A 12,132-nucleotide genomic window follows, 5' to 3' on the forward strand; every position below is an offset into this window, starting at 1 on the left:
ATTTGAAGAAGACAATTTTCCTGATTCTGGTTTTACTCTCGCAAGTCTCGTTGTGCCAGACGAAGATATTCGTTTACATGGATTTGAAACAGACGAACGATCTGAAGGCGTACGGGATTGCGTTCTACACACTCGAAAAAGGTGAGGAGGTCGACTGGCTCCTGAACTACCGCGGCGGCTCGTTCATGTTCGACTACAACGACGACGTCGCGAACCAGTGCAGGATCCGCGGCGTTGCTTTCGATATACTCTCGGGGGCCCAGGCCTCGCAGATATATGCTACGGTGCAGGATGTCGACAACAACATGGACGTTGTGCGGCTGGAGAAAGCACCGAAGATTGCGGTTTACATTCCGCCCAATTTCAAGCCGTGGGACGATGCGGTCACACTAGCTCTGGAGTACGCACAAATTCCGTATACGCAGGTGTGGGACGAAGATGTCCTTGCAGGGAAGCTCTCGAATTACGACTGGCTTCACCTTCATCACGAGGATTTCACGGGTCAGTACGGCAAGTTCTACGCATCGTACGCCAATGCAACATGGTACATCGAGGAGCAGGCGACCTACGAAAAAGAGGCACACAAGCTCGGGTTCAAGAAAGTCTCAGACGAGAAGAAAGCAGTGGCGGCGGCAATTAAGAACTATGTCGGGCAGGGAGGATTCCTTTTCGCGATGTGTTCTGCGACAGAAACGCTTGACATCGCGCTGGCTGCTCAGCGGACAGACATTTGTGACGTCATGTTCGACGGCGACCCGCCTGATCCAGACGCACAGCAGAGACTGGACTACTCCCAGTGTCTCGCATTCGAGAATTTCAAACTGGTTACCGATCCGTATCGTTACGCTTTTTCAGACATAAACGATCCTCAAAACGACATGGTACAGTTCCGCGATCCGACAACGGACTACGTAACGCTGTTCCAGTTCTCCGCGAAATACGATCCGGTCCCCACAATGCTGACTCAGGATCAGGTAAACGTAATTCACAATTTCATGGGGCAGACGACATCATTCAAGAAAGATCTGATAAAGCCAAACGTCGTTGTGCTTGCCCAGAAGGAAGGCACGGACGAGATCAAGTACATCCACAGTGACTACGGGAAGGGGACATGGACATTTCTTGGTGGGCACGACCCCGAAGCTTACGAACATTTAGTGGGCGATCCTCCGACCGATCTTTCCCTTCACATGAATTCACCGGGCTACAGGTTGATACTCAACAACATTCTTTTTCCGGCGGCTGAGAGGAAACCTCAGAAGACGTGAAAGTCTCGATATCCCGGGTCGAGGTCGAACGGGAACATTGTCATCGTTTGCATCATATCGCAAAAGTGTGCATTTTGTGACATACCGTAAGCGATATGTCATTTTCTGCTATATATCCTTTTGACCTTCCTTTGCTCCCGCCGGCAGTCGACTTCAACGACTCAGAGACGACAAAGATTCTCTTGAAAGCGCGCACAGAGCTGGGAGAGTTGAAGGGCTATTCATCCGCGCTCCCGAACCCGCTGCTTCTCCTCTCGCCCGCTGTGCTCAAGGAATCGGTCGTGAGTTCTCAAATAGAAAACATCAACACGACGGTTGAGAGCGTACTGCAGATGCAGTTGTTTCCTGAAATTGAACGGCAGAAACCTGAAAAGGAAGTACTCCATTACAGGGAAGCGCTGCTGTGGGGGTTCGAACAGTTGGGCAAACTTCCTCTATCGTCGCGTATCGTAGTTGGTGTTCAGAAAAGGCTATTGCCGGGATCCGCCGGTGGCTATCGTAGAGTGCAAAACAGCATTCAGGATGTTGTCGCCGGAAAAGTAATCTACACTCCTCCGCCTGCCCAGAAGATTTCCGGACTGATGGGCAACTGGGAGAATTTCATTCATGATGGCACCGACCTTGATCCATTGATAATGTGCGTGATCGCTCACTATCAATTCGAAGCGATTCACCCTTTCCTTGACGGCAACGGCAGGACGGGAAGGATCTTGATGGTACTCTATTTGGTAGAGCGGGGCTTCCTGTCTATACCCTTGTTGTACGTAAGCGGCTACATAAACAAGAACAGGGCGGAATACTATCGCCTCCTCAGCGAGGTGAGCTCGAAGCGAAGCTGGAAGCCATTGGTCTATTTCCTGTTGAATGCTTTGTACCTTCAGGCAAAGGAAACGAAAGAGACTCTCACGGCTTCCATGGATTTGTATCGCAGGATGAGAGAGAAAATCAGGATCGATTTTCCTCGGATTTATTCCGGCGATCTTGTTGAAGCGCTTTTCACCTACCCGATCATCTCTCCCGTGAGTCTTGGCAAGGCGTTGGGCATTCATTACACGACCGCAAGTCGTTACCTGTCGACTTTAGCCGGCGCTAAGATCCTCGGCGAGGCGGTTGTGGGCAAATATCACTTCTTCGTAAACAAGAAACTTCTCGGCCTTCTGAAGAAGTGAAGGGGGTTCTTCTGACGCATTTACTAGACCACGGAGATCGCACTATTGTCATTTCCTGCGTCGTTAATCATGGCGGCGGAGAGGAAACCGCAGAAGACGTGAGCACGGATATACCTCGCCAATCTTCACTTCCTTTATTCTGGTAGTTGATTGCTCATACCTGAGGACTGACAGCTCTTAGTTGACGTCAGTCCGATTGGTGAATTGTTTGAACTTCATGGCCGAAAGAAATAACTTTTAAAGTCAAACGGGGACCGTCAAAAAGCAAAAAGGCGACCACATGCAAGTATTCGACTGGCGTAGAATAAGAGCTTTCAACAACTCTCAGAACAATGCCTTCGAGGAACTTGTCTGCCAATTGGCAAGTGAGGAACCTGTTCCCAACAAGAAGTCATTTAGAAGGGTCGCGGCTCCTGATGGTGGCGTTGAATGTTATTGTGAACTTGCAGACGGAAGCGAATTCGGATGGCAAGCAAAGTATTTCTTTACATTGGGAAGGTCCCAATGGGAGCAAATTGAGAATTCTTTCGAAAGAGCATTAGCCACTCATCCGAAGTTGTCTACCTATTATGTGGCTGCACCAATAGACCTACAGGACCCAAGAGATACCGAGAGACACTCCGTAAACGATGTGTGGAACGAGAAGACCAAAGAATGGAAAAAGTTTGCCAAAAGACGAAGTCGAGAAGTTGATTTTGTTTATTGGGGGAGTCATGAGATGCTTCTTAGACTCTCAAAGCCAGAACATGCAGGCAGGCTTCGATTTTGGTTCAACGCTGAGCAATTCACCGACGAGTGGTTTGCTGATAGACTTTCAGCAAGTATTGATTCGCTAGGTAATCGGTACTCTGACGAGCTTAACGTTGAACTAGGAATTGCCCGACTATTTGACGCCATGGCGCGAACCGAGCGATTTAGAAATGTTCTGAGGAATCATTTGGTTGAGATCAAGGAAAAAGGGGACAATTTTATTAGGCGACTGGAAAAACGCAATTTAGGTCGGCTGAGGAGTGAAACGGAGGAATACTTGCGAAAGGTAACTGGGAAACTTGATCCGACAGACCTTTCTGAATGTGAACCAATAGATGTTGCCTCATTGAAGAATCTAAGTTCAAAATTCCTTGACGGCCTCGATTCCCACCGAAAGGAAATTTATCTATCAAAACGGCAGCTCTCCGAGAACGCAAAGTCAAATGTAAATGGAGACGAGAAAGAGAACTATAGGCAGGAGAGCGATGATCTCGACGAGCTTAGCGAAAGTATTTTGGACTTGGGAGGATTGCTCGAGAGTAACCTTCCGATCCTTGCCAACAATCCAATCCTCATTGTCACTGGAAAGGCTGGTGTGGGTAAGTCGCACCTTCTTGCAGATGCTGCAAAACATATGCAACAGATTGGCCACATGAGCATCTTATTGCTTGGACAGAAGCTTATCACTGAGGAAGAGCCTTGGACCCAGATATTAAAAAACGTATTGAGACTTGAGGGGAGTGAGGATGATTTTCTTGGGGCGTTAGATTCGCGCGCCGAAGCATCTCACTCACGGATATTGGTATTCATTGATGCTATCAACGAGGGAAGAGGAAAACTAATATGGCCGAATACTATTAAGGCTTTTATTAAGACTTTTAAGAAATACAGATGGCTTGGTCTCGTCCTAAGCGTCAGAAGTTCATATGAGGACATTATACTTCCAAAAGAAATCATTCCTGCCGATTTGGCCTTACGGGTCAATCATGAGGGCTTTGCTGGAGTGGAAAATGCGGCCACAAAGAAATTCTTTGAATACTATGGAATAGAAACCCCAAGTGTCCCTCTTTTGCATCCTGAATACCAGAACCCATTGTTCCTAAAACTATTCTGCGAAGGCTTGAAGAAATCGGGACTCACACGACCTCCAGAAGGCTATGAGGGAGTAACAAAGATATTCGAATATTATTTATCAGCAGTAAATAATAAACTTGCGAGGCCAGACCAACTCGATTATTCCAATTCTTTGGATTTAGTGGGGAGATGTGTATATCTCATTGCCAATGAAGTTCGAGTTTCATCGGAGAAGTGGGTTCCGTATGAAAAAGCGTTCGATCTTTTAGAATCTGAGCTAAGAAAGATAAATCCATCAAGGAACAATTTCCTGGAGCAACTTATTTCCGAGGGGGTTTTTTCGAAAGACATGTTTTGGATTGATACAAAGAAAACGAAAGAGGGGGTTTACTTCACGTATGAAAGGTTCGGCGATATGAGAGTCGCCGACTTGACTGTCAAGCAATTCCTCGGGCCCGAGATTTGGATGCGTAGGCAAATCAATGCGAAAAAAATCTCACCATTGACAGCATTACTTGAAAGCTGTCTGAGAGCCTCTTGTCGGTTGAAGTTTTCATTAATCAAACGACTTTCAACACTTGCTGCTGATGAAGAATCCGCCTTAATGAACTCAGGGATGATAGAAGCATTCTCTATAATTTTACCAGAGGCCGTGGGATTTGAATTCTACGAACTGTGTCCTCGCACGCGAGACTATGACACCGTCGTAAATGCGTTTATAGAATCCTTAATATGGAGGAAAGTTGAGACCGTATCCCATAGAGTCCTATCCTATATCAATAATTTCATTTCGGAGGGCGAAAGAACGGAGGACCACTTCTTAGAGATGCTCCTCTTAATTGCATCAAACCCGAGGCACCCGTTTAACGCCGAATTTCTTCATAAACATCTTTCCCGCTTCACGCTTGCAGATCGGGATGCATGGTGGACAATCTACATAAACTCCAATTTCGACGAAGAATCCATCATAGCCAGGATAGTAGACTGGGCTTGGTTACCTGAGAATGTATCGAACGCGTCATCAGATTCTTTAAGGCTTATCGGAATTGTCTTGGCGTGGTTTTTCACGAGTTCAAATAGGTACTTGAGGGACTCGGCCACGAAAGCAATGGTATGCCTCTTACATGAAAGACTCGACATCATGGAGGCAATCTTGCGGCAGTTCGAAGGAGTAAACGATCCTTACGTTTACGAACGGCTGTTCGCGGTCGCTTATGGAACAACTCTTAGGTCCGTGAAACTTGACGGCTTGAAGAACCTCAGCAAGTACATTTACGAAACTGTATTCCTCAAAGAAAAAATTTACCCGCATGTTCTGCTTCGGGATTATGCGAGAGGGGTCATTGAGATCGCTCTTCGTGAAGGAATTTCTCTTGATATAGACGCAGTGAGAATTCGCCCCCCTTTCAAGAGCGATTTCCCGACAGTGTTTCCGACAAATGAAGATATAAAAAAATATGAATTTGAGCATGACTCGGAGGATTTCAAAGATCACTTTTGGAGTCAGAACGCTATTGTGTACTCTATGGTGACAGAATACGGGAGAGGAGTGGCTCGCTATGGCGACTTTGGTAGGTATATATTTCAAAGTGCATTTAGGCAATGGAACAAATTAGATCCCCAAGGATTGAGTAACGTGGCACTGAAGAGAATTTTTGAATTGGGATATGATGTAGAAAAGCATGGGTACTATGACCGTGGTATCGATCACCGACAAAGCTATGTTGGGAGGTCGGGGAGGAAGATTGAAAGGATCGGCAAGAAATATCAGTGGATTGCATTCTATGAATTATTGGCGCAAGTTTCGGACAAATTCCAAATGCAAGACGACTCCTCCTGGAGAGTAGAGAAGCTGATAGATTTTCAAGGACCATGGGAGCCATACGTTAGGGACATTGATCCCAGCATCACAGTTAAGAAAACTCTCTCTGAACGATACGAGAAGCATTCACGGCGCTGGTGGTTTGGTTGTCAATACAATGCCTGGGATGATGAAGCTACAAAATGGTTAAAGGATACGAAAACTATACCTGAATGCAGAAACCTTATAGAGGTTCAAGACCCTGAGGGTGTAGCATGGTTGGTATTGGAAATACATCCAGAGTGGCAATCGCCGCCGGCTGGCCGAGAGGATTCTCCACAGAAGATAGTCTGGTGTCAGCTGCGAAGCTATCTGGCAAAGTCAAAAGACTTCAATAAAATAAAAACATCTCTCAATCATGTGAACTTCATGGGCAGATGGATGCCCGAATCCAGAGATAGTTTATATGAAGTGTTCTATAGAGAGATGTATTGGTCCCCTGCGTATGACTCATTCGCAAGCCATTACTATCGAGGAGACGATTGGCATGATGTCACGCCACCAGGTAAAAGAGCGAACGGAAAAGTGATGGTCACGACTGAGAACTTCTTGTGGGGGGAGGAATACGATTGCTCGAAGGATGAAGCGATAAGATTTATGATGTTGAACAAGCCTGTATTCAACGGTATGAACCTTCGTCTTGGTTCTTTCGAAGGCGAAGTGGTTGATCGGTCGCGCAGAATCATGGCGTTCGACCCCTCAGTAAGAACTCGAAGCATTTCCTGCCTTCTTGTCAGAAAAAGAGAGTTTTTTGACTACCTCAAGAAAAATAATCTTGAAGTGTTCTGGGCAATGCTGGGGGAAAAACAAGTGTACCGTGAAGGAGCCCATAACGTACAACCGAAAGTCTACGTAGAAATGAGCGGCTTGTACTATTTTGACGGAGGAATACTAAAAGGGAAGACAAAACCAAGATTGGTCAGGATCACCATCCCGAAGAAAAAGCCCTTATCAAAGAAGCAGCAAATGCAGGAGCAACTGCTCTCCAAGTTAGCTAAGAAGATCATGGCTGACGGTTATAAGAAACTGCAAAATGGGGCTAAGACCGAAGTCTGAAGAGGTGGATACCCACTACCGTCTTCACCGAAAGATCGCTCTACTGTGCAATTGCCATTTGTTCACCCTAGGTAACCGTGTTAACTTTTAGCTGTGACAGGAAAGTTCAAGTCAAAACCGCTCGAGGGTGAGCTTCCCACCGATTATGCGGACAGGTTAGGACTAGAGTATTCTACCTTCGCGACAAAGAACCACAAGAAGATCAAGGGGCAATTCTTCACTCCGACTGCAATTGCACGTTTCATGGGCGGGCTTGCGGATACTTCGAAGCGCTCCATTAAGATCCTCGATCCCGGCTGCGGCACGGCTATATTGACTTGCGCGCTGGTTGAGAACCTGATCGAAAAACGGGGAAGAATAAGTTCAATCGACTTGACAGCTTACGAGACCGACAAAAGTATCTTGAAGTTTGCCGAAAGAGCCCTTGAGTATCTTGGACGGTGGCTCCGTGAGAAAGACGTTGAGCTTAAATACAAGATTATTGCAAAAGATTTCATAATTGAAAACAGCCGGATTTTTGAAGATGGCCGCGCCATCGGTCTTATTGTTAAACCGGAACTGGAGAGCTTTGACTATATCATTTCTAATCCGCCGTACTTCAAACTTTCTAAGCAAGACCTGAGAACAAAAGTCGCCGAGTGCGTTGTCAGCGGTCAGCCTAACATCTATGCGCTCTTCATGGCGGTGGCGTCAAAGTTAATGAATAGAAACGGAGAGCTTATTTTTATCACGCCGAGAAGCTTTGCATCGGGAGACTATTTTAGGGCGTTCCGGAAATTCTTTTTCTCTAACGTACAGGTGAACCGCGTCCACCTGTTTGTATCCCGCCATGAGACATTCAGGCGAGACGATGTGCTTCAAGAGCTTCTCATCATCAAGGCAAAGTCATTAAACCAGAGCGAAGCCCGCCCACAGATTGTCATCTCTTCCTCTCACGGAATGAGAGACCTAGATTTATTGAGCGAGAAGACGCACACACAGTCACTTCTGCTCGATCTCGATTCACGCGAGAAGATTTTGCATCTCCCCGTTACCGACACTGAAGAGAACGTGATCAATCTCTTCAAAAGTTGGAATCAGAGGTTGAGAGATTATGGGTTCCAAATATCCACGGGCCGCGTAGTCGCGTTTCGGGCTCGGAGATTCATCAGGGATACGTTTGAGAACGGAAAGGTCTTGTTGGCACCGCTATACTGGCTTCACAATGTGACGAAGATGAACGTTCGGTGGCCGGTTCATAAACCCGGCAATGGCCAGTACATCGAGATTTGTAGAGCAAGCGACAACGTTCTTCTCCCCAACCGTAACTATGTCCTGCTGCGGCGGTTCAGCGCGAAGGATGACAGGAGCAGGCTGATCGCCGCGCCTCATTTTGTGATGCCTGATGAACCGGAATATATCGGAATTGAAAATAAGCTTAACTACATCTACCGCCTAAAGGGAGATTTGCAGAGAAATGAAGCGGTCGGAATTGCCGCCCTCTTGAATAGCAAGTTATTCGATACCTATTTCAGAACATTCAACGGCAACGTTAATGTGAGTGCGACGGAGTTGAGGGAAATGACTCTGCCACCCCTGGAAACAATCAAAGAGATCGGCAATAGGATTATCGCAGGCAATGACTACAATGAAGCGACGGTCAATCATGTAGTGGGTGAGTTGTTTAGTGAGGAGGTAGCTGTAACTAAATGAGCAAGCTACGCGAAGCCAAGGAAATCTTAGAAGCGTTGGGACTCCCTAAAGGACAACAGAACGAACGGTCCGCGCTCACCCTCCTAGCCCTGTGCGACCTGAAAAAGGACGGAAGCTGGCCTGAGGCAAAGCAGCTGAGCATGTCCGTTGTTGGAAACAAAAAGAATCCGAGGTTCCCAGGTATAATGCGTTTCATCCGGGAGCACTACGGAAGAAACTACGCCGAAAACTCCCGTGAGACATTCAGGCGTCAGACCCTTCACCAGTTTGTCCAAGCTGGTATAGTTGACCATAACCCGGAAGACCCCAACCTTCCGACTAACAGCAAAGACAATCATTACCGTTTGACGGACGAAGCATTGCAGGTAGTCCAAGCTTATAGTACGACCAACTGGAAAAAAGAGCTTGAGGATTTCAAGAAGAAGGTCGGAACGTTACGTGAGAAATATTCGAGTCAACGAAAGCTTGGCATGATTCCTCTCAAGCTCGCTGATGGTACTGAGTTAAGTCTTTCGCCCGGAAAGCACAACGAACTTCAAATAGCTATTGTCCAGCAGTTCGCTCCGAGGTTTGCCTCGGGCAGTATTCTCCTTTATCTTGGAGACGCTGCCAACAAAGATCTATACTGCGATGCTATTGGGTTGGAAAGTTTAGGGATAACGTTTGATCAGCACACCAAGTTTCCAGATGTGGTCCTGTACGATAAACTGCGCAAGTGGCTTATTGTAATCGAGGCAGTCACTGCTCATGGTCCCGTGTCACCAAAGCGGATCATCGAACTCGAAGAGCTGTTGAAGGACTGCAAAGCCGGAAAAGTTTACGTCACAGCCTTTCCAGATTTCACTGAGTTTAAGAGACACACGCTCGACATAGCTTGGGAGACGGAAGTGTGGTTGGCCGATTCTCCTGACCATATGATTCACTTCAATGGCAGCCGTTTTATCGGATCGCGATGAGAGAGGCAAACTTCCTCGGTCGTCCTGATTCAACCGCGATCTGCCAATTCATCCACCTTCCACCGCGTAACTGAATGATGGTTAAGTTGAATCTCTCTCAGTGAGGCATCCTAGACTCAACTTAGACTGAGTGTTGGACAGCGATCCGATTTTTTGTTTCGATCCTATCCGTCCGAACTTCTCGATTTGAGATCTTATTTGTCGATTTGAAATTTGACTTCTGAACTTTGAAGTTTCGAAGTTTATCTGATTAATCTTCGGTGTTCCACCATGATGCACTTGTTCATTACGACGTTCAACCCGTTATCGGAAGCGAAATCCCTGGCGGCCTCGTTGATCACTCCAAGCTGCATCCAGAGCGTCCCGGCCTTTGCGGCGACCGCGTCCGCGGCTACCTCTTCGACGAATTCACTTCTCCTGAACACGTCGACAATGTCTACAGTCCTGCCGGCCGCAGTTACGGTTGGATAACATTTCATCCCTGCAATCTCTTCGTAATTTGGGTTGACCGGGATTACGTCGTACCCGATCTTCGCGAGATAGAGCATGATCGCGTTGCTGTCGCGTTCCGCGCTGGGTGACGCACCTACAACCGCAATCGTCTTTGCGTCCCGCAGAAGCTCCGCGATCTTTTCGTCGTTGAGGTCCGGTTGTTTCACTCTTTGAAACAGACGTTGAGATTCCTTGCGGCGAATGCGTCGTCGAGTCGGCTTACCGGAGTCGTCGAGGGGGCTGAACGCACGGTGTCGGGCGAAGATTTTGATTCCTCGTCAATCTTGAGGAGAGCCTCGGCGAACGCGTCGAGCGTTTCTCGCGTCTCTGTCTCCGTCGGCTCGATCATTAACGCTTCATGCACGATCAGCGGAAAGTAAATGGTAGGGGCGTGATAGCCGTAATCGAGTATTCGTTTCGCGATGTCGAGCGTCTTAACGCCGCGATCCTTTTGCAGATCGGCGGACAGAACGAACTCATGCATCGGGCGCGCGTTGTACGGCAGGACAAATGCGCCTCTCAGCTTGCTTAAGAGGTAGTTGGCGTTGATAACCGCGTTTATACTGTTTCCCCGAAGCCCGTCTGGGCCATGAAAAAGGATATACGTATAAGCGCGCACGTGCATTCCGAAATTTCCGAAGAAAGAATGTATCTTACCGATTGAATTCTTCTTTTCCGAATTCAACACAAACCTGTCGCCGCTTTTTTCGATAACCGGGACAGGGAGAAATTCTTTCAGCTTGTCGTTGGCGGCTACAGGTCCTGAGCCCGGTCCACCTCCGCCATGCGGTGTCGAGAACGTCTTATGGAGATTTATGTGCACGACGTCGAAGCCCATGTCACCCGGTCTCACGAGTCCGACGATAGCGTTTAGGTTCGCGCCGTCCATGTACATGAGCCCGCCAACGTCGTGGACCATTTTACATATCTTCACGATGTCGGTCTCGAAAATCCCGAGCGTGTTGGGGTTCGTTAACATCATACCGGCAACTTCGTCGTCAAGATGGTTCTTCAGATCTTCGAGGTCTACAGTCCCGTTCCCGTTCGACTTGATGCTGACTGCTTTGTACCCGCTTATCGCGACGCTCGCGGGATTTGTGCCGTGGGCGGAGTCAGGAACAAGTATTTTGCTTCGGGTTTTTCCTTTGGACTCGTGGTATTTCCTGATGAGCATTATTCCCGTGAGCTCGCCCTGTGCACCGGCCGCCGGCTGCAACGACACTTCTGACATCCCCGCGATTTCCGCGAGCAGTCTGCCCAGGTTGTACATCAATTCGAGTGCGCCCTGAACGGCTTCCTGCGGCTCCATCGGGTGTATGTCGGCGTTACCCGCCATCGATGACGTCTTCTCGTTCACCTTCGGATTGTATTTCATGGTACACGAGCCGAGCGGGTAAAATCCTTTGTCGATGTGATAATTCATTCCGGATAGCCTGACGAAATGCCTGACGACTTCGTTCTCGCTTACCTCAGGCAACTCCGCCGGAGCCGTGCGCTTCAAGTTGTCCGGCACTGTTCCGAGAAACGCATCTTCAGGGACCTCTTGACGGGGGAGTGTGTAACCTTTTCGGCCACGGTGCGATAATTCAAAGATGAGTTTCTCTGCCATGTCTCTTTCTCTTTTCAATAAAATTAGGTGGAGAAGGAGAATTTTTCAAGGAGCGGAAAGCAGGAGTGCTGGCTCAGTATGACCGCCGCGTCGAAACCTTGCGAAGGTAGCTAGGCTTCTGCTCAGAAACCTTCGCAAGGTAGCTCTGGGTGAACCAAACTGAGCCAATACCAAAGGAGGGGGTGATGGTCTGTTTTCAAAGAGG

7 protein-coding genes are annotated in these 12,132 nt (G+C 47.9%); 5 read left to right on the plus strand and 2 right to left on the minus strand.

What is annotated here, in order from left to right:
- Positions 1–2: 2 nt before the first annotated feature.
- The 5 genes from VIS48_14560 to VIS48_14580 all read left to right on the plus strand — a co-directional run bounded on the left by VIS48_14560 (position 3) and on the right by VIS48_14580 (position 9,826).
- Positions 3–1,268, plus strand: coding sequence for an asparagine synthetase B (locus VIS48_14560; GenBank protein ID HEY9167374.1), 1,266 nt, complete (start codon positions 3–5; stop codon positions 1,266–1,268).
- Positions 1,269–1,363: 95 nt separating this feature from the next.
- Positions 1,364–2,437: a Fic family protein gene (locus VIS48_14565; protein HEY9167375.1), complete on the plus strand. Its 1,074-nt coding sequence runs from the start codon at positions 1,364–1,366 to the stop codon at positions 2,435–2,437.
- Positions 2,438–2,717: 280 nt separating this feature from the next.
- Positions 2,718–7,178 (plus strand): ATP-binding protein, encoded by a 4,461-nt coding sequence (locus VIS48_14570; protein ID HEY9167376.1) that lies wholly within the window; start codon positions 2,718–2,720, stop codon positions 7,176–7,178.
- A gap of 93 nt (positions 7,179–7,271) precedes the next feature.
- Positions 7,272–8,870 carry an Eco57I restriction-modification methylase domain-containing protein gene (locus VIS48_14575; GenBank protein ID HEY9167377.1) on the plus strand — a complete coding sequence of 533 codons (1,599 nt, stop codon included), beginning with the start codon at positions 7,272–7,274 and terminating at the stop codon, positions 8,868–8,870.
- Positions 8,867–9,826, plus strand: a complete 960-nt coding sequence (locus VIS48_14580) for a BsuBI/PstI family type II restriction endonuclease (GenBank protein HEY9167378.1) — start codon at positions 8,867–8,869, stop codon at positions 9,824–9,826. The genes VIS48_14575 and VIS48_14580 overlap by 4 nt, the downstream gene beginning before the upstream one ends.
- A 242-nt stretch (positions 9,827–10,068) precedes the next feature.
- Here the strand turns inward: VIS48_14580 and VIS48_14585 are convergent, their stop codons facing one another.
- Both VIS48_14585 and gcvPB read right to left on the minus strand, forming a co-directional pair.
- Positions 10,069–10,485, minus strand: a complete 417-nt coding sequence (locus tag VIS48_14585) for a CoA-binding protein (protein HEY9167379.1) — start codon at positions 10,483–10,485, stop codon at positions 10,069–10,071.
- Positions 10,482–11,927, minus strand: a complete 1,446-nt coding sequence (gene gcvPB, locus VIS48_14590) for an aminomethyl-transferring glycine dehydrogenase subunit GcvPB (protein ID HEY9167380.1) — start codon at positions 11,925–11,927, stop codon at positions 10,482–10,484. The genes VIS48_14585 and gcvPB overlap by 4 nt, the downstream gene beginning before the upstream one ends.
- Between the last annotated feature and the right edge of the window lie 205 nt (positions 11,928–12,132).

The sequence above is a fragment of the Candidatus Kryptoniota bacterium genome (assembly GCA_036567965.1).
GTDB lineage: Bacteria > Bacteroidota > Ignavibacteria > Kryptoniales > JAKASW01 > JAKASW01.

Excerpts from the sequence above, each read along its gene's own strand:
- VIS48_14580 (HEY9167378.1), top strand. The coding sequence starts at position 8,867 with ATGAGCAAGCTACGCGAAGCCAAGGAAATCTTAGAAGCGTTGGGACTC.
- VIS48_14570 (HEY9167376.1), top strand. The coding sequence starts at position 2,718 with ATGCAAGTATTCGACTGGCGTAGAATAAGAGCTTTCAACAACTCTCAG.
- VIS48_14565 (HEY9167375.1), top strand. The coding sequence starts at position 1,364 with ATGTCATTTTCTGCTATATATCCTTTTGACCTTCCTTTGCTCCCGCCG.
- gcvPB (HEY9167380.1), bottom strand. The coding sequence starts at position 11,927 with ATGGCAGAGAAACTCATCTTTGAATTATCGCACCGTGGCCGAAAAGGT.